Origin of the sequence: Janthinobacterium rivuli, assembly GCF_029690045.1 — a bacterium.
Lineage (GTDB): Bacteria > Pseudomonadota > Gammaproteobacteria > Burkholderiales > Burkholderiaceae_D > Janthinobacterium > Janthinobacterium rivuli.
The window spans coordinates 989195-1015961 of the sequence record NZ_CP121464.1 but is presented as its reverse complement, the minus strand read 5'-3'; the positions used below and the strand labels follow the sequence as shown (position 1 = coordinate 1015961).

27 protein-coding genes and 1 tRNA gene are annotated in these 26767 nt (G+C 62.7%); 13 read left to right on the top strand and 15 right to left on the bottom strand.

Going from position 1 to position 26767, the window contains the following annotated elements; all coding sequences use genetic code 11:
* The first annotated feature begins 35 nt into the window (after nt 1-35).
* Together P9875_RS04555 and P9875_RS04550 are read left to right on the top strand one after the other, a co-directional pair.
* On the top strand, nt 36-1337 hold the full coding sequence (locus tag P9875_RS04555; protein ID WP_278317694.1) for an MFS transporter: 1302 nt from the start codon (nt 36-38) through the stop codon (nt 1335-1337).
* Nucleotides 1338-1474: 137 nt separating this feature from the next.
* Nucleotides 1475-1912, top strand: a complete 438-nt coding sequence (locus P9875_RS04550; RefSeq protein WP_035824436.1) for a universal stress protein — start codon at nt 1475-1477, stop codon at nt 1910-1912.
* Between the two features lie 34 nt (nt 1913-1946).
* Here the strand turns inward: P9875_RS04550 and P9875_RS04545 are convergent, their stop codons facing one another.
* Complete coding sequence (locus tag P9875_RS04545; protein WP_035828600.1) at nt 1947-3146, bottom strand: murein transglycosylase A; 1200 nt, start codon at nt 3144-3146, stop codon at nt 1947-1949.
* Nucleotides 3147-3222: 76 nt separating this feature from the next.
* On the opposite strand from P9875_RS04545, the gene P9875_RS04540 reads away from it, so the two are divergent.
* Nucleotides 3223-3369 (top strand): hypothetical protein, encoded by a 147-nt coding sequence (locus P9875_RS04540; RefSeq protein WP_167468630.1) that lies wholly within the window; start codon nt 3223-3225, stop codon nt 3367-3369.
* 23 nt (nt 3370-3392) lie between these two features.
* On the opposite strand, the gene apaG is transcribed toward P9875_RS04540, so the two are convergent.
* Entirely contained in the window at nt 3393-3767 is a 375-nt protein-coding gene (apaG, locus tag P9875_RS04535; RefSeq protein WP_035828598.1) for a Co2+/Mg2+ efflux protein ApaG, read from the bottom strand.
* Nucleotides 3768-3933: 166 nt separating this feature from the next.
* Between apaG and rpe the strand changes: the two genes are divergently transcribed.
* The 7 genes from rpe to P9875_RS04500 all read left to right on the top strand — a co-directional run bounded on the left by rpe (nt 3934) and on the right by P9875_RS04500 (nt 10062).
* Nucleotides 3934-4608 (top strand): ribulose-phosphate 3-epimerase, encoded by a 675-nt coding sequence (rpe, locus tag P9875_RS04530; RefSeq protein ID WP_034753544.1) that lies wholly within the window; start codon nt 3934-3936, stop codon nt 4606-4608.
* Nucleotides 4608-5312, top strand: a complete 705-nt coding sequence (locus P9875_RS04525; RefSeq protein ID WP_278317693.1) for a phosphoglycolate phosphatase — start codon at nt 4608-4610, stop codon at nt 5310-5312. Before rpe ends, P9875_RS04525 begins: the two co-directional genes overlap by 1 nt.
* Nucleotides 5313-5581: 269 nt before the next feature.
* Nucleotides 5582-7078: an anthranilate synthase component I gene (trpE, locus tag P9875_RS04520; RefSeq protein ID WP_035824432.1), complete on the top strand. Its 1497-nt coding sequence runs from the start codon at nt 5582-5584 to the stop codon at nt 7076-7078.
* A 1-nt stretch (nt 7079) separates the two neighbouring features.
* On the top strand, nt 7080-7643 hold the full coding sequence (locus P9875_RS04515) for an aminodeoxychorismate/anthranilate synthase component II (RefSeq protein ID WP_035824429.1): 564 nt from the start codon (nt 7080-7082) through the stop codon (nt 7641-7643).
* A 65-nt stretch (nt 7644-7708) separates the two neighbouring features.
* Nucleotides 7709-8752 (top strand): anthranilate phosphoribosyltransferase, encoded by a 1044-nt coding sequence (gene trpD / locus P9875_RS04510; protein WP_176390745.1) that lies wholly within the window; start codon nt 7709-7711, stop codon nt 8750-8752.
* A gap of 33 nt (nt 8753-8785) precedes the next feature.
* Complete coding sequence (gene trpC, locus P9875_RS04505) at nt 8786-9586, top strand: indole-3-glycerol phosphate synthase TrpC (RefSeq protein WP_278317692.1); 801 nt, start codon at nt 8786-8788, stop codon at nt 9584-9586.
* A 20-nt stretch (nt 9587-9606) separates the two neighbouring features.
* Entirely contained in the window at nt 9607-10062 is a 456-nt protein-coding gene (locus P9875_RS04500; RefSeq protein ID WP_278317691.1) for a hypothetical protein, read from the top strand.
* Here P9875_RS04500 and P9875_RS04495 read toward each other — a convergent pair.
* The 9 genes from P9875_RS04495 to dkgB all read right to left on the bottom strand — a co-directional run bounded on the left by P9875_RS04495 (nt 10013) and on the right by dkgB (nt 20735).
* The gene (locus tag P9875_RS04495) at nt 10013-11215 is read right to left on the bottom strand and encodes a GGDEF domain-containing protein (protein ID WP_235211790.1); all 1203 of its coding nucleotides are present in this window, start codon (nt 11213-11215) and stop codon (nt 10013-10015) included. The genes P9875_RS04500 and P9875_RS04495 overlap by 50 nt on opposite strands.
* Nucleotides 11216-11402: 187 nt before the next feature.
* Entirely contained in the window at nt 11403-13283 is a 1881-nt protein-coding gene (locus tag P9875_RS04490; protein ID WP_278317690.1) for a M61 family metallopeptidase, read from the bottom strand.
* Between the two features lie 48 nt (nt 13284-13331).
* Complete coding sequence (locus P9875_RS04485; RefSeq protein ID WP_278317689.1) at nt 13332-13910, bottom strand: nucleotidyltransferase family protein; 579 nt, start codon at nt 13908-13910, stop codon at nt 13332-13334.
* Nucleotides 13911-13923: 13 nt separating this feature from the next.
* Nucleotides 13924-16188: a xanthine dehydrogenase family protein molybdopterin-binding subunit gene (locus P9875_RS04480; RefSeq protein WP_278317688.1), complete on the bottom strand. Its 2265-nt coding sequence runs from the start codon at nt 16186-16188 to the stop codon at nt 13924-13926.
* A 10-nt stretch (nt 16189-16198) separates the two neighbouring features.
* Nucleotides 16199-16657 carry a (2Fe-2S)-binding protein gene (locus tag P9875_RS04475; RefSeq protein ID WP_034753534.1) on the bottom strand — a complete coding sequence of 153 codons (459 nt, stop codon included), beginning with the start codon at nt 16655-16657 and terminating at the stop codon, nt 16199-16201.
* A gap of 132 nt (nt 16658-16789) precedes the next feature.
* Nucleotides 16790-17506, bottom strand: a complete 717-nt coding sequence (locus P9875_RS04470) for a DsbC family protein (protein WP_034785648.1) — start codon at nt 17504-17506, stop codon at nt 16790-16792.
* Between the two features lie 159 nt (nt 17507-17665).
* Nucleotides 17666-18904 carry an FAD-dependent monooxygenase gene (locus P9875_RS04465; protein WP_278317687.1) on the bottom strand — a complete coding sequence of 413 codons (1239 nt, stop codon included), beginning with the start codon at nt 18902-18904 and terminating at the stop codon, nt 17666-17668.
* A gap of 66 nt (nt 18905-18970) precedes the next feature.
* A complete protein-coding gene (locus tag P9875_RS04460) occupies nt 18971-19900 on the bottom strand; it encodes an LLM class oxidoreductase (RefSeq protein ID WP_278317686.1) in 930 nt (309 codons plus the stop codon).
* Between the two features lie 10 nt (nt 19901-19910).
* Nucleotides 19911-20735, bottom strand: coding sequence for a 2,5-didehydrogluconate reductase DkgB (dkgB, locus tag P9875_RS04455; RefSeq protein WP_099401419.1), 825 nt, complete (start codon nt 20733-20735; stop codon nt 19911-19913).
* A gap of 186 nt (nt 20736-20921) precedes the next feature.
* On the opposite strand from dkgB, the gene P9875_RS04450 reads away from it, so the two are divergent.
* Nucleotides 20922-20997 (top strand) — tRNA-Phe (locus tag P9875_RS04450).
* Between the two features lie 253 nt (nt 20998-21250).
* Nucleotides 21251-22264: a hypothetical protein gene (locus tag P9875_RS04445; protein WP_152598836.1), complete on the top strand. Its 1014-nt coding sequence runs from the start codon at nt 21251-21253 to the stop codon at nt 22262-22264.
* A 155-nt stretch (nt 22265-22419) separates the two neighbouring features.
* Here the strand turns inward: P9875_RS04445 and P9875_RS04440 are convergent, their stop codons facing one another.
* Nucleotides 22420-22959, bottom strand: a complete 540-nt coding sequence (locus P9875_RS04440; RefSeq protein WP_034784389.1) for a DUF2058 domain-containing protein — start codon at nt 22957-22959, stop codon at nt 22420-22422.
* Nucleotides 22960-23224: 265 nt separating this feature from the next.
* Between P9875_RS04440 and P9875_RS04435 the strand changes: the two genes are divergently transcribed.
* Entirely contained in the window at nt 23225-23530 is a 306-nt protein-coding gene (locus P9875_RS04435) for a PsiF family protein (RefSeq protein ID WP_099378608.1), read from the top strand.
* Nucleotides 23531-23582: 52 nt separating this feature from the next.
* Here the strand turns inward: P9875_RS04435 and P9875_RS04430 are convergent, their stop codons facing one another.
* The 3 genes from P9875_RS04430 to ptsJ all read right to left on the bottom strand — a co-directional run bounded on the left by P9875_RS04430 (nt 23583) and on the right by ptsJ (nt 26699).
* Nucleotides 23583-24551 carry an IS1595 family transposase gene (locus P9875_RS04430; protein ID WP_278317685.1) on the bottom strand — a complete coding sequence of 323 codons (969 nt, stop codon included), beginning with the start codon at nt 24549-24551 and terminating at the stop codon, nt 23583-23585.
* 93 nt (nt 24552-24644) lie between these two features.
* Nucleotides 24645-25364, bottom strand: coding sequence for a glutamine amidotransferase-related protein (locus P9875_RS04425; protein ID WP_278317684.1), 720 nt, complete (start codon nt 25362-25364; stop codon nt 24645-24647).
* 33 nt (nt 25365-25397) lie between these two features.
* On the bottom strand, nt 25398-26699 hold the full coding sequence (gene ptsJ, locus P9875_RS04420) for a transcriptional regulator PtsJ (protein ID WP_278318787.1): 1302 nt from the start codon (nt 26697-26699) through the stop codon (nt 25398-25400).
* Nucleotides 26700-26767 lie beyond the last annotated feature (68 nt).

Below are 26767 nucleotides of genomic sequence, written 5' to 3'. Positions count from 1 at the left end.
AACGGCAGCGGCGCGGCGGGTGCGCTGCTATTATTGTGAGTCCGATCATCTTTATCGAGCAGCATATTTTCTCTCCCCTCTTCCAGTACTGCGCCCGTTACCTGCGCGGCGACGGCAGCGCCGCCAGCGTCAATTTCCGCCGCCTGTGGTTCAGCAACGGCCTCAATTGCTTCGGCGCCCAGATCACCTCGCTGGCCCTGCCCCTGTGCGCGGTGTTATTACTACATGCGACACCGGAACAGATGGGCGTGCTGGTCGCCTTGCAGGCGCTGCCGTTCGCCCTCTTCGGCTTGCCCGTCGGCGTACTGCTGGACCGGCGCAGCAAGCACCCGATCATGCTGTTCAGCGAAAGCATGTCCGGCCTGGCCCTGGCCAGCGTGGCCGTGGCCTATTGGTGCGGCGTGCTGTCGATGCCATGGTTATATATAGTGGGGTTCATCATCGGCACGGGCTTCGTCGTCGGTGGCGGCGCCGAACAGGTGTTTCTGACTTTCCTGGTGGGCCGCGATGGCTTGATCGATGCGCAATCGAAATTTGCCGCCACCGAATCGGCTTCACGCCTGATCGGCCCCGGCCTGGCCGGCGTGCTGGTGCAAGTGTTGTCGGCGCCCGTCGCCATCCTGTGCACGGCTTGCGGCTATCTGGTTTCCGTCTTCAACTTGCGCGCCATGAGCGTGCGCGATCCACGGCCGGCGCCGTCTGACAAGCACGCCTTGCGCGACATCGCCGATGGCTTGCTGTTTGTCTGGCGCGAACCGCTGCTGCGCGCGCTGGCCTGGGGTGCCGGCATCTGGCACTTTTTGTTTTACGCCAGCATGGCTTTGACGGTGCTGTTCGCCACGCGCGACCTGGGCATGAGCCCTGGCGTGCTGGGCATGACGCAGATGCTCGGTGGCGCCGGCGTCCTGCTCAGCGCCTTCATCGTCAAGCCGCTGACGCGCCGCTACGGCGCCGGCCGCACCATCCTGATCGGCCTGGCATCAACCTCGCTCTGCTTTGCCCTGACACCCACGATACCCGCCGCGCTGTTCGGCAGCGCGGCCGCCAGCGCCGTGGCCTATGCCATCTTGATGTTCTTTTTCGATTGCGGCGTGATGCTGTTCTTTATTCCCTACCTGGGCTTGCGCCAAAAGGTCACGCCCGATCCCATGCTGGGCCGCATGACGTCGACCATGCGCTTCCTGACGGTTGCGACGGCGCCGCTGGGCGCGCTGGCCGCCGGCTGGGTAGCGGAACACTTTGGCGTGCGCAACGGCCTGGCCTGCATCGCGGCTGGCAGCATTGTGTTGACGGTCGCCATGGTGTGGGGCACGCCGCTGCGTAGCGTGCGCACCTGAAGCGGTGAACGGGCATACACTGGCAAAAGATTGCTTTGGCGACACTATTCACGCCAAAGCCTGTGAGGTTTGATTTACATCAAGGTTTTAATTGATGTAAATCCATAAGCTGTCTTACATCACTTGAGGAGCACGCTATGTTTAACACCATCTTATTTCCCACCGACGGCTCTCCGTTGTCCGACAAAGCCGCCGAGACCGCCCTCGCCTTCGCCCAATTGAACAAAGCCAAGCTGGTCGCCATCAGCGTGGTGCAGCCTTTTCCGTTCTCGCCGATGGCCGACGGCGGCATCGTGCTCGACGCCAGCCTGTATGAACAGCAGATGCAGGAAGCCTCGCAACGCGCCATCGACAAGATCGGCGTAGCGGCAAGCGCCGCCGGCGTGCCTTTCGAAGGCGTGGTGGCCGTGTCGCCGAGCCCGCATGATGAAATCGTCAATGCGGCGCAGACCTACCATTGCGACATCATCCTGATGGCCTCGCATGGCCGCAAGGGCTTGAACAAGTTGTTCGTGGGCAGCGAAACGCAAAAAGTGCTGGCGCATACCCATCTGCCCGTCATGGTCTTGCGCTAAGCGACACCACGAACTGCCCGGCGCCGCGAGAAACTCAGCGCGCCGGTGCCTGCTTCGGCAACAACACCCACACGGCGCCGCTCTGCTTCATGCGGCCCGCATTCTCGGCCGCTTCCGCGCCAAAGCCAAAGAAATAATCGACCCGGATCGGCCCGCGAATGGCGCCGCCCGTATCCTGCGCCATCACCAGGCGCTGCATGGGAATCTCGCTATTGGCTTGCGTGGTGGACAGGAACACGGGCGCGCCCAGCGGCAGGAAGCGCGAATCGATGGCTACCGAGCGCTGCGGCGTCAACGGCACGCCCAACGCGCCCTTCGGCCCCACTTTCGGGTCGGGCAGGCGCTCCTCCTTGAAGAACACATAGCTGGGATTGGCGTTGAACAATTCATCCTTGCGCGTGGGGTGGCCGGCGATCCACGCCTTGATGCCCTGCGCGGACGCCTGGCTCAGGGTCAGCTCGCCCTTGTCGACCAGGTAGCGGCCGATCGATTTATACGGGTGGCCGTTTTGATCCGCATACGCCACGCGCACGGTTTCCTGCGTATCGGTCAGCTGCACGCGCCCGGAACCCTGCACTTGCAGGAAGAAGGCCTCGACTTCGTCATCCACCCACAGCAATTCCTTGCCCGTGACGGACGTGGCGCGCTCGATGTCGGCGCGGGTGGCGTACGGCACCACCTTCTTGCCGACCAGCTTGCCCCGCAAGCGCATGTTTTTCAGTTCCGGATACACGCCGGACAAATCCACCGAAACCAGGTCGTCAGGCACCTTGTACAGCGGTGTCTGGTATGGGCCGCCGCGCTTGCGCGCGCCGTGCAGCAAGGGTTCGTAGTAGCCGGTCACCAAGCCAGTATTGGCGCCATCGGCGGCCACCACTTGATTTGGCACAAAGAACGTCTCGAAAAACAGGCGGATGGCCTTGTCGCTGTCCGCATTCACCTGGCGCGCGATCGTGCACGATTCCTTCCAGTCCGGGCGCTTGACCAGCACGCCGCACGATGCCATGAACGCGGGCCAGGCGGCGCGCATGTCGTCGCGGGCCCAGCCAGGCAAGGCGGCAAACTTGGCGGGCACGAAGGTGGGCGCCGCCACATCCGTGGCATCCTTGGCGTCGGCCGGCTTGGCCGGAACCGGCTTGACGACGGTCGGCGCGATGGGTGGCGCCTTGCCGCTGGCAGCGGGCGGCGCGGGCGGCGTGGTACAGGCGGAGAGAGCAAGCGCGACGGCGCCGATTGAAACGGGTAGACTACCGCGTGTCAACAGACGGCGGGTAAATACTAAGCTGCGGGTAAATAACATAGGAGTGCGTATGTGGATCTTGATGATAGAGGCGCTGGTGGCGTTCTTCTTGCTGGCATTTATAGTCTGGTGGACCATGTATTCGGGCAAAAAGCCCGCACCGCCGGCGCGCAAGCAGCTCAGTGAAGAACAGGACGCCACTGAAAAACTGAAGTAAGGGGGCAAGCCCCCGGCGTTTCCTTAATGCAGGGTGCGCGGCACCGACAGCACGAATTCGGGAATCAAAGCTTCGAACTGGTGACCATCTTCGGCCACGCAAAAGTATTCGCCATGCATCGAGCCTTGCGGCGTGCCCAGCATGGTGCCGCTCGTGTATTCGAACTGCTCGCCCGGCTGCAGCAATGGCTGATGGCCGACGGCGCCCAGGCCGCGCACCTCTTCCACCTTGTTGTTCGCATCCGTGATGACCCAGTGGCGCGAAATCAGTTGCGCGCCAGCCGTGCCCGTGTTGACGACGCGGATCGTGTAGCTGAACACGTGCCGCCCCTGGTCCGGTGCCGATTGCTCGGGCAGGTATTGCGTCTTGACCGTTACCGTAAATTCATAAGTCGCCATCGTCATTCCTATTCAGACATTGCCAGTCATATTGTGTGTCGCGCGCGACGCATAGGCCATCGCGCGATGCGTATTCTGTGTTTCCCCATGCTTCAATGAGGCATGGTAACGGCGTCAGGCGTAAAATAGCGCATCTTCGCATTTTCTATCCTTTGGCTACTCCACCATGACTACATTCCGTATCGCTCCCAGCATCCTGTCCGCCGACTTTGCCCGCCTGGGCGAGGAAGTGCGCAACGTCGTTACCGCCGGCGCCGACATCATCCACTTCGACGTGATGGACAATCACTACGTGCCGAACCTGACCATCGGCCCGCTGGTATGCGAAGCGATCCGCCCGCACGTGCAAGTGCCCATCGACGTGCACCTGATGGTCAAGCCTGTCGATCGCATTATCCCGGATTTCGCCAAGGCTGGCGCGAACATCATCACCTTTCACCCGGAAGCGTCGGATCACGTCGACCGCTCCTTGCAGCTGATCCGCGACAATGGTTGCAAATCGGGCCTGGTATTCAACCCGGGCACGCCGCTGCACTACCTGGAACACGTGATGGACAAGATCGACATCATCCTGATCATGTCCGTCAATCCCGGCTTCGGCGGCCAGTCCTTCATTCCGCAAGCCTTGAAAAAAATCGCCGAAGCGCGCCGCATGATCGACGAATCGGGCCGTGACATCATGCTCGAAGTCGATGGCGGCATCAAGATCGACAACATCGCCGCCGCCGCCGCCGCTGGCGCCGACACCTTCGTCGCCGGCTCGGCCATCTTCGGCAAGCCCGACTACAAAGCCGTCATCGACGCCATGCGCGCCGAACTGGCAGCCGTCAAGGGCGCCTGATGCAAGCGGGCACGGTGAAAGACCACGTACTGGCCGGCGTGCGCGCCGCCATCATCGACCTCGATGGCACGATGCTCGACACCGTGCCCGATTTCCATGTCGCCATCAACGGCATGCGCGCCGAACTGGACCTGGCGCCCATCAGCGCCGACACCATCAAGCTGATGGTGGGCAAAGGCTCGGAAAACCTGATCCGCACCGTGCTGGCGCTCGACTTCGATGCGGCCGGCGTGGAACAGCATTTCGAGCAGGCGATGGACGGCTACCAGCGCCACTACCTGGCCATCAACGGCCAGTTCAGTACCCTCTACCCGGACGTGGAAGCGGGACTGGCGGCGATGAAGGCGGCGGGCTTGCGCCTGGCCTGCGTCACCAACAAGCCCATCGCCTTCGCCCTGCCCCTGCTGAAACTGAAAAACCTCGACCAGTATTTCGAGATCGTCTATGGCGGCGATTCGCTGCCGCAGAAAAAACCGCACCCCATGCCGCTGCTGCAAGTGTGCGCGGACTTCGACCTGGCGCCATCCAAAGTGGTGGCCATCGGCGACTCCTCGAATGACGCGCAAGCGGCCAGGGCTGCGGCCTGCCCCGTATTGACGGTACCGTATGGCTACAATCACGGACACTCTATACACGATACCGATTCCGATGGTATAGTAAAGACACTGCTCGAAGCAGCCCGTTGTATTAGCATGCAAAACTAACCGGCATACTGACCAAACCCAACACCATATCGTGAACAAGTTTCTCATCAAAAAACACAATGTCACCCAAACCGGCTCGATTGAGGCCTGGCTTTGGCGACGCTGGCAATCCTGGCAGGCCTAAGGGCCGAGCCGTTACGATTGCTGCCGGTTGCACACGCGTCCTTTGCGCATTTTGCGCATGTTGCATGTACCGGCAAGTTTTTTGATAACCCACCGCAGGGTTTGTGCACTATGCACACTCATACCCTGACGGCATGGAGAGAAACATGACCGAACTCGAATTCAAATCGCTGGCCCAGCAAGGCTACAACCGCATCCCCCTGATCGCGGAAGCGTTCGCCGACCTGGAAACGCCGCTCACCCTGTACCTGAAACTGGCACAGGCCCAACAAGGTGGCAAGAACACCTTCCTGCTCGAATCCGTCGTCGGCGGCGAACGCTTCGGCCGCTATTCCTTCATCGGCTTGCCCGCCACGACCGTATTGCGCAGCTATGGCAAGCGCACCGAAATCGTCAAGAACGGCGTCGTGATCGAAGAGCACGAAGGCAATCCGCTCGACTTCATCGAGCAGTTCCAGTCGCGCTTCAAAGTGGCCCTGCGCCCCGGCATGCCGCGCTTCTGCGGCGGTCTGGCCGGCTACTTCGGCTACGACACCGTGCGCCACATCGAGAAAAAGCTGGCCGGCGGCGCGCCGAAAGATGACTTGAAGCTGCCCGACATCCAGCTGATGGTGACGGAAGAACTGGCCGTCATCGACAACCTGTCCGGCAAGCTGTATTTGATCGTTTACGCCGACACCACGCAGCCCGAATCGTTTTCGAAAGCGCAGCAGCGCCTGAAGGACTTGCGCATGATGCTGCGCCGCGGTGTCGATGCGCCCGTCACCAGCGCTTCCGTGCGCACGGAAACCATCCGCGACTTTTCCAAGGAAGACTACCTGAAGGCCGTCGCCAAGGCGCATGAATACGTGATGGCAGGCGACCTGATGCAGGTGCAGATCGGCCAGCGCATCCGCAAACCATACGTCGATTCGCCGCTGACCCTGTACCGCGCCTTGCGTTCGCTCAACCCGTCGCCGTATATGTACTTCTATAATTTCGGCGACATGCAAATCATCGGCGCCTCGCCGGAAATCCTGGTGCGCAACGAGAAGACGGCGGACGGCGGTAAGAAAGTCACCTTGCGCCCCATCGCCGGCACCCGTCCGCGCGGCGCCACGCCGGAGCGCGACGCCGAATTGTCGGCCGAGCTGCTGGCCGACCCGAAAGAGATCGCCGAGCACGTGATGCTGATCGACCTGGCGCGCAACGACATCGGCCGCATTGCCGAGACGGGCAGCGTGCACGTCACCGACCGCATGGTCATCGAAAAATACTCGCATGTGCAGCACATCGTCTCGAACGTGGAAGGCACCCTCAAGAAGGGTCTGTCTAACCTGGACGTGCTGCGCGCGACCTTCCCCGCCGGCACCCTGACGGGTGCGCCGAAAGTGCGCGCCATGGAAGTGATCGACGAACTGGAAATCACCAAGCGCGGCATCTACGGCGGCGCCTGCGGCTACCTGTCATTTGGCGGCGAAATGGATGTGGCCATCGCCATCCGCACGGGCGTGGTCAAGGACGGCATGCTGTACGTGCAGGCCGCGGCCGGCATCGTGGCCGACTCCATCCCCGAAATGGAATGGCAGGAAACTGAAAACAAGGCGCGCGCCGTGCTGCGCGCCGCCGAACAAGTGCAAGATGGCCTGGATGGAGGGTTTTAAGATGCTGCTCATGATCGACAACTACGACTCCTTCACCTACAACATCGTGCAGTATTTCGGCGAATTGGGCGAAGACGTGCGGGTCTACCGCAACGATGAAATCACGATCGAACAGATCGAGGCGCTGAACCCGGACCGCATCTGCATCTCGCCCGGCCCAAAAGCGCCGGCACAGGCGGGCATTTCGGTGGAAGTGCTCAAGCACTTCGCCGGCAAGAAGCCGATACTCGGCGTGTGCCTGGGCCACCAGGCCATCGGCGAAGCGTTTGGCGGCAAGGTCATCCGCGCCAAGCAAGTCATGCATGGCAAGACTTCCCTCATCGCGCATACGGGCGTGGGTGTCTTCAAGGACATCCCCAGCCCCTTCACAGTGATCCGCTACCACTCTTTGGCGATCGAACGCGCCTCGCTGCCTTCCTGCCTGGAAGTGACGGCGTGGACGGACGACGGCGAAATCATGGGCGTGCGCCACCGGGAATACGATATCGAGGGCGTGCAGTTCCACCCCGAATCGATCCTCTCGGAACACGGCCACGCCCTGCTGAAGAATTTTCTCGAGCGCTGATTTTCCGCGCACGCCACGGCGTGCCATCAGTGTCCTCCTGCGCCATCATTGAAGAAGGAAGCATCATGCCGATCACACCACAAGAAGCCCTGCTGCGCTGCATCGAACACCGCGAAATTTTTCACGACGAAATGCTGTACCTGTTCCGCCAGATCATGTCCGGCGAAATGTCGCCCACCATGATCGCCGCCCTGACCGTGGGCTTGCGCGTGAAAAAGGAAACCATCGGCGAAATCGCCGCCGCCGCGCAAGTGATGCGCGAGTTTTCCACCAAGGTGCCCATGGCCGACACCACCAACCTGCTCGACATCGTCGGCACGGGCGGCGACGGCGCACACACCTTCAACATTTCCACCGCCTCGATGTTCGTGGCGGCCGCGGCCGGCGCGCGCGTGGCCAAGCATGGCGGGCGCAGCGTCTCGTCCTCGTCCGGCAGCGCCGACGTGCTGGACTCCCTGGGCGTCAACATCAACCTGCAGCCCGAGCAGATCGCCCAGTCGATCGCGCAAACGGGCATCGGCTTCATGTATGCGCCGAACCACCACGCGGCCATGAAGCATGCGGCGCCCGTGCGCAAGGAGCTGGGCGTGCGCACGATTTTCAATATCCTCGGGCCGCTGACGAATCCGGCCGGTGCGCCGAACATTCTGATGGGCGTGTTCCACGCCGACCTGGTCGGCATCCAGGTGCGCGTGCTGCAGCGCCTGGGCGCGCAGCATGCCATCGTCGTGTATGGCCGCGACAATATGGATGAAGTGTCGCTCGGCGCCTCTACCCTCGTGGGCGAGCTGGTCAACGGTGAAATCCGCGAATATGAAATTCATCCCGAAGATTTCGGTTTGCAGATGATCGCCAGCCGCAACCTGAAGGTGGCCGATGCCGTCGAATCGAAGGCGAAGATGATGGAAGCGCTGCGCGGTGAACCCGGCGCCGCCGCCGACATCGTCGCCCTGAACGCGGGCACGGCGCTGTACGCGGCCGGCGTGGCCAGCTCGATCGAAGACGGCCTGGCGCGCGCGCGCACCGCCGTCAGCTCGGGCGCGGCCTTGGCAAAACTCGATCAATTCGTGCAGGTCACGCAGCAGCTGGGCACACCAAAGCAAGCGTAAGCCCTCCGCCCTCCTTATAGAATAGCGACCATCATGTCCGACATACTCGATAAAATCCTGGCCGTAAAAGCCGATGAAGTGGCCAAGGCCAAAGCCCACCGCAGCCTGGCCAGCCTGCGCGGCGACGTGGAAAGCGACAGCGCACTGCGCGCCGGCCTGCGCGGTTTTGAAGCAAGCCTGCGCCAGCACATCGCCGACGGCAAGCCCGGCATCATCGCCGAAGTCAAAAAAGCGTCGCCCTCGAAAGGCGTGATCCGCGCCGACTTCCGCCCTGCCGACATCGCCGCCAGCTATGCCCAACACGGCGCCGCCTGCCTGTCCGTGCTGACGGACGAGCAGTTCTTCCAGGGCTCCGTGGAATACCTGCAGCAGGCGCGCGCCGCCTGCGCCATTCCCGTGCTGCGCAAGGATTTCATGGTCGACATGTACCAGATCTATGAAGCGCGGGCCATGGGCGCCGACTGCATCCTCCTGATCGTCGCGGCGCTCGACCATGGCTTGATGGCGGAGATGGAAGCATGCGCTCACGAACTGGGCATGGGCGTGCTGATCGAAAGCCACGACGGTGACGAACTGACGGCGGCTCTGAAACTCAAGAGCGCGCTGATCGGCATCAACAACCGCAACCTGCGCACCTTCGAAACCTCGCTCGACACGACCATCAACCTGTTACCGCGCATCCCGCAAGACAAATTGATCATCACGGAATCGGGCATCCACAGCACGGCCGACGTGCAACGCATGCGCGACGCGCACATCCACAGCTTCCTCGTGGGCGAAGCGTTCATGCGCGCGCCAGACCCGGGCGTGGAGCTGGAACGCCTGTTCAGTTAAAGCATGGTAGTCTGGCAGGCATGAGACACGCGATCACCGTCCTTGCCGCCGCTGTCCTGCTGTCGGCTTGCCAGACTGCGCCCCCGCCGGCGGTGAACACCACGCCCCCTCGCACGCCAGCCGCGATACAGCTGGCCGCCAGCATCGACGCCTACAAATCGCTGGTGGCGCAGCAGATCATGGCCGCCAACGGTGCATACACGTTCAGCGGGCGCCTGCCGCCCATGCTGCCGGCCATCGTCGTGCTTGACCTGAGCGTAGGGCCGGACGGCGAACTGAAAAACGTGCACGTGCACCGTTCGCGCGACGGCGAAGCGTCGGCCGCCGCGCTGGCCGCCGTGCGGCGCGTGCAAGACGCGTTTCCTCCGGCCGGACACCTGATGCGCCGCCACGCCAAAACCTTCGATTTTTCCGAAACCTTTCTGTTCAACGACCAGTACCGGTTCCAGCTGCGGACCTTGTCCGGTCCGCAGTAACCGCGGCGGTATCGAGTTCGATGCGGTCGCGTCCCCGCTCCTTGGCCAGATACAGGGCCGCATCGGCGCGCGACAGCAGCTGTTCCAGCCCTTCCACCACCGATGCCTGGCAAGCGACGCCGATGCTGACCGTACACGGCGGCAGCCCCGCATGACTGGGTTCGTGCAGCAAGGCGCGGATGCGTTCGGCCACGCCCAGCGCATTATGCGCCGGCATGTCCGGCATCAGCACGACGAATTCCTCGCCGCCGAAACGCGCCACGCAATCCGATTCGCGCAAGGCGCTGCCGATGACGGCGGCCACGTGCGCCAGCACCTGGTCGCCCACCGCGTGACCGTAGCGGTCATTGATCAATTTGAAGTAATCGAGGTCGATGCTGAGCAGTGTCAGCGGCAAACGGCGACGCCGCAGATTACCTGTCTCGCGCGCATAGGCGTCGCCAAAGCCGCGCCGGTTCAGCACCTGCGTCAGCGGGTCATGGGTCGAGCGGCGCTCGAGTATCTGCTGCAGGCGGCGCGTCGCCACCGTCATGAAGCCCACCGTCAGCAGCAACGCCATGAAATTGGCGACCGCCAGATAGATGCCGGCCGGCGTGCCTGCCACCGTCAGGTTCACGCTGGCGCCGCCATGCAGCAAGGCCGACATGCCGCGCACCAGCACCACCAGGGCTTGCATCAGCATCAGCACGCCAAAGAAAAAACTCGAGAAATGGCGTTCGCCATGACGCCACACCAGTTGCACCTGGCGCGCATAAAACAGGAAGACCAGCAGGGAAAAGACCGCCACACGCGCCGAGAAATCCGGGCGCGCCAGCAGCCACCAGCTATTGCCGGCGATGGCCAGGGCAAGTATCAGCAGATAGGCGCGGCGGCTGGGCGCCAGGCCAAAGAATTTTTCCGTGCCCAGCATCGACAGGCCGATGCCGGCCACCAGCGCCGCATTGGCCGCGATCATCGACAGGGCCGGCGGCAGTACCTCGCGGGTGCCAAACAGCAGGGATGCGCATACCAGCAGCAGCAAACCGGCCGCCCAATGCCCCAGACCATGCACCTCGCGCCGGAAACTGCGATACACCGAGAACATGACGATGCTCATGGCCCCGCACATCAGGGTCGTCATCAGCATGATGGTTCGGGGATCGAGGGTTTCCACGTTGGGCGCGATCTAAAATAAGCAGTTCGGCAATTTTAGTTTAGTTAAAGAAAAATTAGTTCATTTGCAGTAAATATGATGGCTATCCGCAGCTGCCGGCGGACGAGTTGCATTTGAGAAATTGCAGTCTGAAATAGAAAACCGGCCAGTGACGGCCGGTTTTCTGTCTTACCGCGTGACGAACAGCTTATACAGCGCTAGGGCGCTTCGGCCCCGTGGCTTTCTTTGGCGTCGGCAGCAGGGTCAGGCTGACGCCAGGCACGCGGTCGCCCTGCAGCACGGCCGCAAACGTCATCAGCTCGTCGCGGCGGAAGGCGTGGATGGCGACTCTGGCGCCGACGGCGTAACGGCCCAGCAAGGTGTCCAGGTTGCTGCCCGTCACGCGCAAGCCGTCGACGGCCACCAGCACGTCGCCCGCCGACAGGCCGGCTGTGTGGGCGGCGCCACCCTGGTGTACCTGCGCCAGTTTGGCGTCGTTGCCGTCGCGGCCCAGGTTAACGTCCAGGCTGGCTTTTTCCGCCTTGCGCGCGTCGCTGTATTTCACACCGAACGGCGCCAGCAGGCGCGCCAGCGGCACGTCGTCCGTGCCGCGGATATAGCGCTCGAAGAACGGCTTCATGCGCGTGCCGGCAATCTCATCGAACAGGGCTTCGACTTCGGCCGGCGTCACGCCGCGCGCTTTACCCTTGTAGAAATCGCGGCCATAGCGCTGCCACAGCGCCTGCATCACGTCGTCCAGCGATTTCTCTCCATTCGTCTTGCTGCGGATCGTCAGGTCGAAGGCCAGCGCGATCAGCGAACCCTTGGTGTAGTAGCTGACGATGGCGTTCGGCGCGTTTTCATCCTGGCGGTAGTACTTGCCCCAGGCGTCGAAGCTGGAATCGGCCACGCTTTGCTTGCTGCGGCCGCTGCCGCGCAAGACGCTGTTGACGGTTTTTCCCAGCAGTTTGAAATAGGCCGCTTCATCGATCAGGCCAGCGCGCACCAGCATCAGGTCGTCGTAATAGCTGGTGAAGCCTTCGAATAGCCACAGCAGCGGCGAATAGCTTTCCGCCTGCAGGTTGTACGGCGCGAAAGCGGCCGGCTTGATGCGCTTGACGTTCCAGGTGTGGAAGTACTCGTGGCTGCACAGGCCGAGGAATTTCAGGTAGCCGTCGCCGATTTCCGTGCTGGTCGACGCCGTCGTCGGCAAGTCGGCGCGGGCGCAGATCAGCGCCGTCGAGGCGCGGTGTTCGAGGCCGCCGTAGCCGTCGCCGACGGCCATGGTCATGAACACGTAACGCTCCATCGGCGCTTTCTTGGTCTTCGGCTCGAAGAAAGCGATCTGCGTTTCGCAAATGGCTTTCAGGTCGCGGCACAGACGGTCCAGGTCCAGGTTCGGCACCTTGCCCGTGACGACGATATCGTGCGGCACGCCATGCGCGGTGAAGGTGGCCAGCGCGAAGTCGCCCATCTCCACCGGATGGTCGATCAGCTCATCGTAGTTGGCCGCCTGGTAGCTGCCGAAGCCATAGCGCTTGGCCTTGAGTTCCGGCAGGGTCGTGGCGACACGCCAGGTCTTGCAGGCCGCATCCTTCGGCTGCACGATGTGCACTTCATGGGCGTCGGATTCCTGGCCCAGTACGCGCAGGAACACGCTGGTGCCGTTGAAGAAGCCGTGATTCTGGTCCAGGTGGGCGGCCCGCACGGACAGATCCCACGCATACACGTCGTATTCGACCGTCAACGGGCCCTTGCAAGGCGCGGCTTGCCACGAGTGCTTGTCCAATTTGGTCAGCGCCACGGCCTTGCCCTCGGACTCGGCGCGGATGCTGACGATGTTGCGCGAAAATTCGCGGATCATATAGCTGCCCGGAATCCAGGCCGGCAAGGACAGAACCTGGCCGATGGCGGCCGGCGACTTGACCGTCAACGTCACCTTGAACATGTGACCGGCCAGGTCCGCTGCGGCGATGCTGTAGATGATGCCGGCCGCCGGTGCGGTTTTCGCCCTGGTTTTCGCAACGGCTTTGCTTGTGGCATTGCCGGAGGCTTTTGCGGTGATTTTTTTAATCGGTGCTTTCTTCATGTTTTCCTCGTGTCTGGCCTGTCTTCCCGGGAACGCCACTGCCCCGCCTTACAAATCGTCAGGTGTATCAATATCGCGCAAGATGCCGCCGTCGTCCACTGTCACTTCACACACGGCATGGCTGTTGACGATGCTGCGCGCACCCTGGTCGCCATCGAGCGCCAGCAGCAGCGGCAAGTGAAAGGCGCTGAACGCGACAGGATTGCCGCGCCGTCCCTGGAACACGGGCACGGCGATGCGCGCGCCATCGCCGATGGCTTGCGACAAGGTGGCGATTGTAGCCGCTTCCACGAAAGGCATGTCGCCCAGGGCGATCAGCCAGCCCGGCGCGCCGCGCACATAGTCGATGGCGCAGGTGAGCGAGGCGGCCATGCCAGTATCGGCGTCGTGGCAGACGCGCACTTCGCAGCCCAGCGCACCGAGCGCACGCGCCACTTGCGTATCGTCTGCGCGCACCACGGCCAGCACGCGCGGCAGGGCCGCCAGCATGTTCCTGGCCGCCGCCACCACGACCGGCAAGCCCGCATGCGAGCCTTCCGTCAAAGGCTGCAATAATTTGTTCTGCACGCCGGAAGGGTCGAACCTGCGCCCCCTTCCGGCTGCCAGCAAGATGCCGACCGTACTCAAAAAACTACTGCCGTCATGCGGCCGCCAGGTCGAACGGCAGCTTGCGCAGGCGCTTGCCCGTCAGGGCAAACAGCGCATTGGCGAATGCAGGCGCCAATGGCGGCACGCCCGGCTCGCCCATGCCCGTCGGCGCGTCGCCCGACGGCACCAGGTGCACCTCGATCACCGGCATGTCGGGCATGCGCGGCACCGGATAGTCGCCGAAGTTCTGCTGCTGCACCACGCCATCCTTGAGCGTGATGGCCGCGCCGGGGATGGTCATGCCCAGCGCCATCAGCGCGGCGCCCTGCACTTGCGCCTCGATCGTCAAGGGATTGACGGCCAGGTTGCAATGCACGCCCGCCCACACCTGGTGCAGCTTGGGCGCGCCTTCCACCACGGAAGCCGTCACCACGTAGGCGACGACAGAATTGAACGATTCATGCATGGCCACGCCCCAGGCCTGCCCTTTCGGCAGCTTCTTCTTGCCATAGCCGGACTTGGCCACGGCCAGGTCCAGCGCGGCGATGTGGCGCGTGTGCCTGGCGTCGATCAGCTGCTTGCGGTAGGCGACGGGATCCATCTTCGCCACGTGCGCCGCCTCGTCGATCAGAGTTTCCATGACAAAGGCCGTATGCGTCGAACCGACGGAGCGCCACCACAGCACGGGCACGTTCGCCTTGGCCGTGTGCACGGACAGCTTCATCGGCAGGGTGTACGGCTCGCCCATCCCTTCGACCATGGTGCCGTCGACGCCATTTTTCACCATGAAGGCTTCGAATGGCGTGCCGGCCATGATCGACTGGCCCACGATGGTGTGGTCCCAGGCGAGGATTTTTCCTTTGGCGTCGAGACCGATCTGCGCGCGGTGCACATGCGACGGCCGGTAGTAGCCGCCCTTGATGTCATCCTCGCGGCTCCACATCAGCTTTAAGGGGCCGCTCTTGCCTGCCGCCCGGTATGCCTTGGCGACGTTGACGGCTTCGACCACATAATCGGACGAGGGCACGGCGCGCCGGCCAAAGCCGCCGCCAGCCATCATCGTGTGCAAGGTCACCTGCTCCGGCTTCAGGCCGGAGGTGGCCGCGATCGCCGCCTGGTCACCCGTCTGGAATTGCGAACCGACCCACATCGTGCATTTGTCGGCCTGCAGGTCGACGACGCAGTTGAGCGGCTCCATCGGCGCGTGCGCCAGGTAAGGGAACTCGTACACAGCTTCGATCTTTTTCGGCGCCTTGGCCAGCGCTGCGACATCGAATGGGCGCGCCACCGTGCCCGGCGTTTTCGCCAGCGCCTTGAAAGCGGCCAGCTGCTTGTCGCTGCTGACCTTTTCCACGGCGCTCGTATCCCATTCGATGGCCAAAGCGTCACGTCCCTGCTTGGCAGGCCAGTAACCGTCGGCAATCACCGCCACGCCGCTGCCGCCACGGTCGATCTTCACTTCCAGTACCTCGAGCACGCCCTTGATGGCTTTCGCCTTGCTGGCGTCGAATGTCGCCACCTTGGCGCCAAACACGGGCGGACGCGCCACCATGGCCACTTTCGCGCCAGGCGGCTTGAAGTCGATGCCGAACTGCTGTTTTCCCGTGGATTTGGCCGCCGCGTCGAGGCGTTTCACGGGTTTGCCGATGATGACAAATTCGCGCGGGTCTTTCAGCTTGACGGTGGCGGGCACGGGTTGGCGCATGGCCGCGTCGGCAAACTCGCCATACGTCGCCTTTTGTCCGCCAGGGCCATACAGCACGCCCTTGGCGGCACGCACCTGGTCGGGACTGACTTTCCACTGCGCGGCAGCGGCGCCCACCAGCATGGCGCGCGCCTTGGCGCCGATTTCGCGGTACTGCGTAAACGAGTGGGCGATGCTGCCCGAACCGCCCGTCATCTGCATGCCGTAGGCGGCATCCTTGTACTGCTCGCCGGCCGGCGCCAGGGCGCCGTGCACCAGGCTCCAGTCGGCGTCGAGTTCCTCGGCGATCAGCATGGGCAAGCTCGTTTGCACGCCCTGGCCGAATTCCAGCCGGTTCACCTGCACCGTCACCGAGTTATCGGGAGCGATGTGCAAGAAGGCGTTCGGCGCATACACGGGCTTGGCGGGCGCGGCATCGGCCGCCTGCGCCAGCTTGCCTGCGCCGGGCAGGAAAAAGCCCAGCATCAAGCCGCCGCCGGCCGCCGCGCCGGCCTTCATGAAACCGCGCCGCGACACGCCATCGGCAACGGCCACCGGCGCCGATGCCAGCGCCGCGCCCAGGGTCACCCCGCCATGCTGCAATGCTTCCTGATTCAACCATTCGATACGCATGTCGCTCTCCTCAGGCCAGGGTCTTGGCCGCGTCCTTGATGGCTGCGCGGATCCGTTGATAGGTGCCGCAGCGGCAGATATTGCCGCTCATGGCGCCGTCGATGTCGGCATCGCTGGGCGCCTTGTTGGTGCGCAGCAGCGCCGTGGCGCTCATCACCTGGCCGCTTTGACAGTAGCCGCATTGCGGCACGTCGTGGCGTACCCATGCCGCCTGCACGGCCTTGCCCACCTGATCGTTTTCCATCGCTTCGATGGTGGTGATCTTTTGCGCGCCCACCGAGGAAATCGGCGTGATGCAGGAGCGGATCGGCTGGCCGTCGAGGTGCACCGTGCAGGCCCCGCACAGGGCCGCGCCGCAACCGAACTTGGTGCCCGTCATATTCAGGTTATCGCGCAGCGCCCACAGGATGGGCGTGGAAGGATCGGCGTCGACCTGCGTGTCGCGTCCGTTGATATTCAAGGTAATCATCTGCTGCTTCCCCTTTTTTGGATTGTTATGGCGTCTACGAACAACACTTGATGATACGACAGCGGAAAAAAGTGCAAAAAAAAGCGCGCCTTGCGAGGGCGCGCCGTCCAGCCTTCCTGGCGACAGCCCGGATTACTTAATGGTCGAGAATTTCTGTTCCAGCGTCTTCGCATCGACCGCGCCCGGAATGCGGCTGCCGTCGGCAAAGAAGATGGCTGGCGTGCCCGAGACGCGCAATTGCTGGCCCAGGGCCAGGATTTTTTCATGCGGGTTGGCGCAAGTGGCGGCCACCGTGGCCGGCGCCTTGCCGTTCAACATCCAGTCATCCCAGGCCTTGTTGCGGTCCGGCGCGCACCAGACATTGCGCGACTTGACGATGGAGTCCGGCGACAGGATGTTGTACATGAAGGTGTAGACGGTGACGTTGTCGATTTCCTTCAGCGCATTCTGGCGGAAACGCTTGCAATAGCCGCAGTTCGGATCTTCGAACACGGCGATCACGCGCTTGCCATTGCCCTTGACGGTCTTCATGGCGGAATCGAGCGGCAAGTCGGAGAACTTGATGCGATTGACTTCATCGAGGCGCACCTTGGTCAGGTCTTGCGACGTCTTGGCGTCGAAGACGTGGCCGACGAACAGGTATTGCGCGGCTTTGTCCGTGTACAGGATGTCGCCGCCCGTGCGCACTTCATACAGGCCGCCGTATGGGGTTTCCTTGACCGAATCGACCTTGGCGCCTTCGCCCAGGCGCGGCTCGATCAGCTTTTTGATGTTTGCTTCCGTCGGCGTTTCCGCGCCGGCGCACGACATCATCAGGCCCGAGGCCAGTACCAATGCGATTCTGCTCATTTTTATCACTATCACTTCTCCACTTGAAACGCCTGGCGGGACTGGCCTCTGGTCCGGCGTCATGATCTCTTTGACAAAACGATCGCCGCAGACCAGCTGCGGCGACCTTGAATTTTCACACCTGCCATTATCCGGCGATATCTTAAGATTCGCTGATATTTACTGATGTCCCAATGCGTGCGCAATCATTTTTCGCTTCAGGGCCGGCAATTTATCCAGCAAGTTTAATCCCAAATTGCGAACCACGCGCAACGGTTCCAGATCGGCGCCAAATAATCGCGCCAGGCCATCGGTCGCCAGCTGCATCAACAGCACGTCTTCCTTGCGCGCGCGCGCATAGCGGGCCAGCATGCGCTCGTCGCCGATGCCGCGGTGCGCTTCGCGTTCGCTGATCGTCTTGACCAGCTGCGCCACGTCGGCAAAACCCAGGTTCATGCCGTGGCCCGCCATCGGGTGCACCACGTGGGCGGCGTCGCCGACCAGGGCCACGCGCGGCGCCACCATGGCGTGCGGGCGCATCAGGGTCAGGGGAAATGCGCGCACCAGCTCCGGCTGCAGCGGCGTGAGCTTGCCCAACTTGTCGTGGCAATAGGCGGCCAGGCGCGCGGCCAGGGCGTCGGCCGATTCGGCCATCAAGGTATCGGCCAGCGCATCGGGCGCCGACCAGACCAGCGAAACGCGGTCCCCCGGCAGCGGCAGCAGCGCGACGATGCCTTCGCTGCCCGTGAACCACTGGTGGGCCGCGCCATGGTGCGGCTTTTCGCAGGCGAAGTTGCTGACCACGCCGCGCTGGCCATACGAGCGGTAATCGAGGCCGATATCGCACTGGCCCCGCACCCACGACTGGGCACCGTCCGCGCCCACCACCAGCGCACAGGTGATGGTGTCGCCGCCATCGAGGTGCACGATGGCCGAATCATTCGTCCATTCCAGGCGGCTGGCCCGGCCCTGCAGCACGCTGACGTTCGGCGCGAATTTGAGGGCGGCGTCCAGCGCCTGGCCCAGGTTGCGGTCTTCGATGATCCACGCCAGCGTGCCCACATGGGCGCCGTAGGCGTCGAAACCGAGTCCGCCCGCCTGCGCGCCGTCGCCGTTGACCAGCATGGCGTCAACGGGCGCCACCCTGTCAGGCGCCAAAGCACCCCATACCTTCAGCGACGACAGCAACTGGTGCGCCGTATGATTGAGCGCATACACGCGCACGTCCCAGCTGGCTTCGACCGGCTTGGCAGCCGAAGCGGGGGCGGGCGGGCTCACCGGCGATAGCAGGGTGACGCTTTGTCCTGCCTGGGCAAACGCCAGCGCCGTGGTTTTCGCGATGGCGCCATTGCCGACGATGCAAACGTCGCTGTGGCTGTGCATGAAGCGCCGCATGGTAGGGGGAGTGGGACTGTTCATGCGGCCATTATAGCGTTTGCCCCACCCTTTTCAGATAGTCCGGAAGTACAGAACGCGTGCCCCAGATCAAGCGGTGCCATGAAAGACGGGCAGCACATGGTCCGCGATCTCCTGCATCGTCTCGGCCAGCGGGCGGCGGTTCTGCCGCAGCTGCAAGCCGATATGCCGCACGCCGGCCGCGCGCATGGCGTGCAGCTCCGCGATCAGGCCATGGCGCCCCGTGCGGCCGCCGAAACGAAAACGCTGCAGCGGCAGGTTCGGATCTTCGTCCAGATCCAGGTGGATGAAGCTGACATACGGCTTGTCCTCTCCAGCCACGGCGCGCCATTGCGCCGAGCGCCGCGCATGGTCGTCCGGCGTGCCCGGATAGGCGAGCCAGCCATCCATCTGCGCGCCGATCCACGCGGGCGACTGCTGCGCCAGCCCCGCCACCAGCAGCGGCAAGGACGCGGCGGGTTTGGGCAGCAGACGGATGCCGGGCGGCAGGCGCATCTCGCCCCAGTCGCGCAGCATGGCGACCTGCTCGCGGAAGGCGGCGCCGCGCTGGTCGAAATCGCGGCCAAACACGGGATACTCGACGGGCCGGTCGCCGCTGGCCACGCCCAGCAGCAAACGCCCGCCGCTCAACTGGTCCACGCTGGCCGCCGCTTTTAACGTCAGCACCGGCTCACGCAGCGGCAGCACCACGGCGGCCGTGCCCAGCAAGATGTTGTCCGTGATACCGGCCAGGTAGCCGAGGTAAGTAAACACCTCGAAGACCTGGGCCGCGTCGCCGAACGACGGGTCGTACAGGGGCACGTCGCGCAGCCACAGGGCCCGAAAATCCAGGCGGTCGGCCAGCTTCGCCAGCGCCGCATGCTGTTTCAGATCCGGCTCGCCCGGCACCCGGCCGGACGCCGCATTCGCCTGGCGCCCCGTGGACGACCAGTCATTATCGAGCGGCAGTTCCAGGCCGATACTGAAACCGCCCTGCCCCAGCTTTTGCATCGCAGTCATGGGCTTCACCTCAATCCCACTGCGGCGCCAGCCCGTCCGGGTTGGCCAGGCGCTCGCCACGCTCCAGCGTCGCCATCTGCGCCATCTCGTCCGGCGACAGGGTGATGCGCTGGAAATGCAGGTTCGCTTCCAGGTTGGCGCGCCGGGTCGACGACGGGATCACGGCAAAGCCCTGCTGCAGCGACCAGCTCAGGGCCACTTGCGCCGGCGTCACGCCGTGCCTGGCGGCGATGGCCGCGATCACGGGATCCGCCATCACCTTGCCATACGCGAGCGGCATGTAGGCCGTGATGTGGATGCCTTGGCTGCGCACGAAGTCGATGACCTTGCGGTTTTGCAGGAACGGGTGGATCTCGATCTGCTGCGTGGCGATTTCTGCCGCGCCCACCGTATCGATGGCTTGCCGCAGCTGCGCGTTGGTAAAATTCGACACGCCGATGGCCCTGGTCAGCCCCTGCGCCTTGGCATCCGCCAGCGCCGCCATGTATTCGGCCACGGGAATCGCGTCTTGCGGCGACGGCCAGTGGATCAGGGTTAGGTCCAGCTGTTCCAGCCGCAGCTTGTGCAGGCTGTCTTTCAAACTTGGAATCAGCTTGTCGCGCTGCAGGCTCTCGATCCAGATCTTGGTGGTGACGAACAACTCGTCGCGCGGGACGGCGCTGGCGGCGATCGCCTGCCCCACTTCGGCTTCATTGCCATAGATTTGCGCCGTATCGATATGGCGGTAGCCGACGTCCAGGCCCGTGGTGACGGAATCGATGACGACCTGGCCCTGCAGGCGGAAAGTGCCCAGGCCGATTTCAGGGATGGCGGTGTGTTGGGTGCTGGTGTTCATGCGGCAGTCCTCTCAAATAGATTTCGATGACCACACTATGCGCCCATCTTTTATTGAGAAAAATACCGTTTATATCAAATCATATTTGACCCACGCGCAAGTAACGCAATGCCGATCCGGGAAATACAGGAAAAGTCGCAGCCGGCTCTTGCATTCCCGTTTTGGTCTGCTATAATTCGCCACCTTGGCCTGGTAGCTCAGTCGGTAGAGCAGAGGATTGAAAATCCTTGTGTCGGTGGTTCGATTCCGCCCCGGGCCACCAAGAATTCGTTATACGTTCAAAAACGCCACCTTCGGGTGGCGTTTTTGTTTGTGGACTGCGCCAATTCACCGCAGCATCCCCCTCTTCGGGCCGCATGCCGGCATCCTCCCCTCATCCGATACGGTATTTCCCCTCCAGCGCATGGCCCGGCGGCCTGACGCGAGACGCCAGTACCCCGATACCGGCAGATATTCCCCATGGGAAACATGTTAAAATTAAATAAATATTAACACCGGCATCAAGGATGATGAAAATGAAAAAATGGTTCTTGCTGGCTGCCACCAGCGCACTTGCAGGCATGGGCACGGCACAGGCCACGCAAGTGGCAGAGCAAGTGAAAAGCCCATCGAGCGCAACGCCTCAGGAACAGAAGAGTGCCGTCCTCCACAGGCCATGGGAACGAAAGGTGGAGGGGGAGAAATTTTCCATGGAGATGCTCGACAGCGACCGCCTCGATCCGGCGTATCCAGGCTTGCCGCTGGGCGCGGTCATCGAGGCAGTCAAAAAATTTGTGCGCGAGAAAAAGGGGGAGTTTGAATCGACGGCTGACTACAAGCGCAGAATGGCGGCAGCGCTGAACGAAAAAGTGGTGGCGGATTCGAGCTTGAATGATGCACTGGCCTTTGTTGTTTCCGTCAAAAAAGACGGAGCATATTCCGTTGGCATTGGGTACGATTTCAATGCGGATACGGGAAAGGTGAAGCTGTATGTCTTTCCCCGCACACGAGACTTGAATGGCATCGGCGCGCCTGACTATGACATCAACAAGCCTTCCTATAAAGGACTGGACCAATTTGACTTGAGTTCCAAATTGAACTCGAAAGGCCGTTATAAAGGACGCAGCACCTATCGCGGCTACTATCGCGGCTACTATCCCATTGAAGAAACGTACACATCCACGATGGGCGTTGCCGTCAATCGCATCCCATTCCTGGATATTGACCGGGGCTACACCCAATACATAAAACCTGCATTCCAGTTTACGCTGGAAAATGCCGTCGCGGCAAAAGAATTGCCGGTCTTGAAGGCGATGATCGTGATGCAGCTGGCATCGCCTTACATTGCCTACGACTACGAGTCGTCCGATTCAACACCACAACAAATCGACGTGACTACGACAGATAGAGTATTTCTTACTGGGAATATCTTGGGCATCGTTTTTTACTCCGGCATCACTGGCGAAATCCTGGGGCGATTACCAGCGTCATTTGGCCTGCCTGCTGCCAGGCAAGCCACGAATGAGAGAAGCGCGCCCGCAGCGCAGTAATGGCAACTGTCCAGATACCGGCCTAGCCTTGCATCTCCCCGTGCCTTGCTTGCGCCGGGTAACAGAATTTGCCGCGCCAATAAAAACGCCAACCTTCGGGTTGGCGTTTTTATTGAATCGAGCAAGGCTGCCGGCTGCGGCCAGCCCCGTCGTTCTTACCACATCAAATCATCGGGAATCTGGAACGCCGCATACGGATCGTCCTCATCCACTTCCGTGCTGGCCTGCTTGACGCGCACGACGATGGCCGGGTCGCGTTCGGCGATCTTGTCGGCGATGATGCGCGGCACCAGTTCCACGGCGCCGCCCAGGCAGATGATCACCAGGCGGCCCGCCACCAGGTGGGCCTGCACGGCGGCCGTCACGTAGATGCGCTCGATCTTGTTGTTGAACGTGAAGTTATACGGCACGTCGCCGTTGTTGCCCTTGCTCTGGCGGTTTTTTTGCACCATTTGCGCGATCTGCGCCACGATGGCTTTCTGGTTGGCGGCCGCGTCGCGCTGGGCGTTCAGTTCGCGCGCGCGTTCCGCGTTCTTGCGCTGCGTCTCGAGCGCGGCCAGGCGCACTTCGTCGACGCTTTGCGTGCCGCTCTTGCGCTCGTCCTTTTTTTGCTTGCTCTTGTCCTGGTTGGCCAGCTTGACCTTCTTCTTGTCGACCAGGCCGGCCTTTAAAAACTGCTCTTGCAACGAGACCATAACTACTCCGTATTGAGGGTGCGCCGGCCAAGGCAGCGGCATCGGCCGGTGGAAAGACGCTAGCATAGCAAAAAACAGGGGCGCTGCCGCCGCAACATGGCTGCCCGGGCCAGCCAGGGAGCGCCTTGTACCTGCCAGTAACAAAAAGACACACTCGAGTGGAAATTTTGTTGATAAATGTCCTATAGTTAGTTACGTTCTGCATATCGGCATTACCTGCCGATTGCACGTCCCCTTCCACCGACTGCGCCTACAAGGATTTACCATGAAACAATTAATCGCCCTCTGCATCGCCGCCGCGTTTGCCAGCACCGCCTTTGCCGCCGCACCGGAAGCGGCGCCCGTCGCCAAGACGGCGCAACAGTCAAAAATGACGACCTGCAATGCGGATGCCGCCGGCAAGAAAGGCGATGAGCGCAAGGCCTTCATGAAGGAATGCCTGAGCGCCAAGCCGGCACCGGCCATGACACAGCAAAACAAGATGAAAGCGTGCAATGTCGACGCCAAGGACATGAAGGGCGATGCCCGCAAGGCCTTCATGAAGGAATGCCTGAGCGCGCCGAAGAAATAAGCGCCTCGCTGCTTGCCCCACAACGCCAGCATCATGCTGGCGTTTTTTATGGCTATGTCACCGTCAAATGTGGGAATGCGCCCAGCGTTGCTTTCAATAACGTTTCCGGTGAGCGGATACGCCTGGCGTCGAGTATCCAGCGCCATCCCAGGTAGTTCGGCAGGTAGCGCGTCGCCACGCCATGAAACGGACCCAGCCATTGCCGCAAACGGCTGTGATAGGCATTGACGTTCTGCACATGGGCGGCGCCCTGCACGCGGATGCCGGCGCGCAAGTTGACGGCCTGGTGGCTGATGCCCGCTTCCCTCGCAAAGGCCCGGTAGGCGGCATGGCCATCGGTCACCAGCAGCACGTCCTTGTCGATAACGGGTAACAAGCAATGATGCAGCTGCGCTTTCGTCAACGCCCCTTTTCCCGTGACAAAATCGAGCGTCTGCCCCGTGCGGTCGCGCGCCACCAGGATGCAGACCTGTTCATTGGAAATGCCGCGCTTGTAGGCATGGTCGCCCCGGCGGCGCGCCGGACGCGTCATGTTTCTGGATCCCTTTTCCGATTCCAGCAGATATAACTCGTCGGCTTCGGCAATGCCGTGCAGACCATGCGGTCTGTCCGTCTTTGCCAACGACAAAAACCGGTGGCGCCAGCGGAACGTAGTGTTACGGTGTACGCCCAGCTGTAACGCCGCCTTGCGCACGGAATCCGATGCCAGAAGGCAATCGGCGTAGTCGAGCCACAGCGCCTTGTGGCGCAAGCGGGCCAGCGGCGTGCCAGTCAAGGCATTGAAGGTGCGGCCGCAGGACATGCAGCGGTAGCGCTGCAAACCGTGCGCATGGCCATGCCGGTGCAATTGGTCTGAATGGCAAGCGGGACAGGCCAATCGCGGTTGGGCCACACTTTCTAGCAGCGCGACGGTCGCGTCTTGTGGAGAGTTGCCACGCAACAGGGCAATGCCTGCCTGCCGCTGGCGTTGGCTCAGCTGAGCAAACTGCGCAATCAAGGTGATCCATTCGGCTGGCCGCATGATCTGCTCCTGCAGGGTGGGTATGCAGAGTCAGACAGCACGGTCACAGGAAGATTCCGGCATTTCCCCTACTTGCCGATGACAGAGCCTTTTTTATTGCGCTGCGTACGCCTGCATCAGCCGGTCAAGGAAAACAAACAGCTGGCCGTTCATGGCTTGCCAGTCGTGGACGCGCAAGGTGGCTGGCTGCTGCACGAAGCGGTGGGACGCGAGCGTGGCCAGTTCCGTTTCTGCCGCGGCGATCAGCAGCTCGACCACCTCCGGCGTGAACTCCATATGGCACTGGAAGCCGTATACCAGATTGCCGTATTCGATGATCTGGCGGGGGCAGCCCTGGCTATAGGCGATGACCTTCGCGCTGTCGGTCAGCCCCGGCATGTCGCTATGCCAATGCCCGCTTTCCAGGACATCGCCGACATGCTTGAACTTGTCGTTCACCTTTCCGTCTGCCGTCAGCACGATGGGGAACTTGCCGATCTCCTTTTCTGGGCTGTGCGCATGGCGCGCTCCCAGGGCTGCGCCGATCAGCTGCGCGCCCAGGCAAACGCCGACGACGGCCTTGTCTGCGGCGGCACAGGCGGCTATCAGGGCCTGTTCGGCTGCGGCGTCGAAATGCGGGCATTCCTCGCGCGTCGTCGACGGCGACTGCGGCCCGCCCATGACGACCAGCAGGTCGATGTCCGCGATGGAGCCGGGCAGCGGTTCATGGGCATGGACGCGGGAATACGTAGCCTGGTGGCCGCGCTCGCGCACCCATGTCTCATAGGCGCCCGGCGCCTCGAACGCTTCATGCACGATGAAATGGACTTTCATGATGTTCCCTTTCTGTGGCGAGGAATTAAAAAACTATGGCTGGCCCAGCACCTGGGCCAGCACCGCGGCGAACGCCTGCGCGCCAGCTTCATCGATGGTCGACACGGTGATCCGCAATCCCTGCGTCAACACCTGCACGCCGAAGGCTTCGCCGCCGCGCACCAGCCAGCCATGCCGGGCCAGCGCCAGCACGGCCGCTTGGCTGCTATCCGGCAGTGGCAGCCACAGGTTCAGGCCATCGGCGGGACTGGCGCAGACCAGGCCGTGCGCCGCCAGCGCCGCCGCCACCATGTCGCGGCGGCGCGCATAGTCGGCGCGGGCCAGGACCACTTGCGCGGACACGTCGGGCGACGACAGGCAGGCGCTCACGGCATCCTGCAAGAGATGGCTGACCCAGTTCGTGCCGGGCGCCAGGCGCAGACGCAGGCGCTGGGCGGTCGGCCCGTCGCTGGCGACAACGGCCAGGCGCAGGTCGGGGCCGAAGATCTTCGACACTGAACGGATCAGCGCCCAGCGCCGGGCTGCAGGCGGAATCACATCCTGGTAGCCGGCGACGGACAGCAGCGAGAAATGGTCGTCGACGATCACCAGCACGTGCGGGTAAGCGGCCAGCACGGCGCGCAGCTGGGCCGCGCGCGCCGCGCTCAGGCTGCACCCGGTCGGATTGTGCGCGCGCGGCGTCACGATGACGGCTTGCGCGCCTTGCGCCAGCGCCCGTTCCAGCGCCCCGGCCTGCATGCCCTCGACATCGACCGCCACGCCAACGGCGTGCAGCCCGGCGCTGCGCAAGGTGTTGATGCTGCTGATGAAACATGGGTCTTCCACGGCCACCTTGTCGCCCGCGACCAGATACGCACCCAGGAGGCGCTCGACCGCGTCCACCGCCCCATTCGTCAGGGTGATGTCGTGGCCCTCGGGGCAGTCGCCGGCCATCCAGCGCCGCGCCAGGGCTTCCAGTTCCGGATCGACGGTAGCCTCGCCATACAGGCGCGGGCGGTATGGCTTGCGCGCCAGGGCCGCGCCGACATCAGGCAACCAGGCAAGGTTCGGGTTACCGCCGCCCAGGTCGGCCAGCGGCGAGCCGGGCAGCAAGCCTTCCTGCTCGCCCGGATCGCGCTGCGCGCGGATGGCCGTGCCCAGACGCCCTTGCGTGACCGCGATGCCGGCCGTCACCAGGCGCTGGTACGCCAGCGACACGGTATTGCGGTTGACGCCCAAGGCGGCGGCCAGCTCGCGCACGGTGGGCAGCTCCTGGCCCGGCGCCAATTCTCCCGCCTGCGTCAGCGCGCGGATGCTGTCGAACAGCTCCGCCGCGGTTTTCCCTGTGATTTTCACGATAGTCTCAGACATGATATATTTTGGCATAGGACAATAATATACCACTGCGGCGACTCCTGCCGCTA

What these genes read in the sequence shown, in the direction of transcription:
- P9875_RS04550 (WP_035824436.1), top strand. Translation starts at nt 1,475, where the DNA reads ATGTTTAACACCATCTTATTTCCCACCGACGGCTCTCCGTTGTCCGAC.
- P9875_RS04470 (WP_034785648.1), bottom strand. Translation starts at nt 17,506, where the DNA reads ATGAGCAGAATCGCATTGGTACTGGCCTCGGGCCTGATGATGTCGTGC.
- P9875_RS04425 (WP_278317684.1), bottom strand. Translation starts at nt 25,364, where the DNA reads ATGAAAGTCCATTTCATCGTGCATGAAGCGTTCGAGGCGCCGGGCGCC.
- P9875_RS04475 (WP_034753534.1), bottom strand. Translation starts at nt 16,657, where the DNA reads ATGATTACCTTGAATATCAACGGACGCGACACGCAGGTCGACGCCGAT.
- trpD (WP_176390745.1), top strand. Translation starts at nt 7,709, where the DNA reads ATGCCGATCACACCACAAGAAGCCCTGCTGCGCTGCATCGAACACCGC.
- P9875_RS04435 (WP_099378608.1), top strand. Translation starts at nt 23,225, where the DNA reads ATGAAACAATTAATCGCCCTCTGCATCGCCGCCGCGTTTGCCAGCACC.
- P9875_RS04430 (WP_278317685.1), bottom strand. Translation starts at nt 24,551, where the DNA reads ATGCGGCCAGCCGAATGGATCACCTTGATTGCGCAGTTTGCTCAGCTG.
- P9875_RS04525 (WP_278317693.1), top strand. Translation starts at nt 4,608, where the DNA reads ATGCAAGCGGGCACGGTGAAAGACCACGTACTGGCCGGCGTGCGCGCC.
- P9875_RS04480 (WP_278317688.1), bottom strand. Translation starts at nt 16,188, where the DNA reads ATGCGTATCGAATGGTTGAATCAGGAAGCATTGCAGCATGGCGGGGTG.
- P9875_RS04440 (WP_034784389.1), bottom strand. Translation starts at nt 22,959, where the DNA reads ATGGTCTCGTTGCAAGAGCAGTTTTTAAAGGCCGGCCTGGTCGACAAG.
- P9875_RS04500 (WP_278317691.1), top strand. Translation starts at nt 9,607, where the DNA reads ATGAGACACGCGATCACCGTCCTTGCCGCCGCTGTCCTGCTGTCGGCT.
- P9875_RS04465 (WP_278317687.1), bottom strand. Translation starts at nt 18,904, where the DNA reads ATGAACAGTCCCACTCCCCCTACCATGCGGCGCTTCATGCACAGCCAC.
- dkgB (WP_099401419.1), bottom strand. Translation starts at nt 20,735, where the DNA reads ATGAACACCAGCACCCAACACACCGCCATCCCTGAAATCGGCCTGGGC.
- trpC (WP_278317692.1), top strand. Translation starts at nt 8,786, where the DNA reads ATGTCCGACATACTCGATAAAATCCTGGCCGTAAAAGCCGATGAAGTG.
- P9875_RS04490 (WP_278317690.1), bottom strand. Translation starts at nt 13,283, where the DNA reads ATGAAGAAAGCACCGATTAAAAAAATCACCGCAAAAGCCTCCGGCAAT.
- P9875_RS04515 (WP_035824429.1), top strand. Translation starts at nt 7,080, where the DNA reads ATGCTGCTCATGATCGACAACTACGACTCCTTCACCTACAACATCGTG.
- apaG (WP_035828598.1), bottom strand. Translation starts at nt 3,767, where the DNA reads ATGGCGACTTATGAATTTACGGTAACGGTCAAGACGCAATACCTGCCC.
- P9875_RS04540 (WP_167468630.1), top strand. Translation starts at nt 3,223, where the DNA reads ATGTGGATCTTGATGATAGAGGCGCTGGTGGCGTTCTTCTTGCTGGCA.
- P9875_RS04445 (WP_152598836.1), top strand. Translation starts at nt 21,251, where the DNA reads ATGAAAAAATGGTTCTTGCTGGCTGCCACCAGCGCACTTGCAGGCATG.
- trpE (WP_035824432.1), top strand. Translation starts at nt 5,582, where the DNA reads ATGACCGAACTCGAATTCAAATCGCTGGCCCAGCAAGGCTACAACCGC.
- rpe (WP_034753544.1), top strand. Translation starts at nt 3,934, where the DNA reads ATGACTACATTCCGTATCGCTCCCAGCATCCTGTCCGCCGACTTTGCC.
- P9875_RS04460 (WP_278317686.1), bottom strand. Translation starts at nt 19,900, where the DNA reads ATGACTGCGATGCAAAAGCTGGGGCAGGGCGGTTTCAGTATCGGCCTG.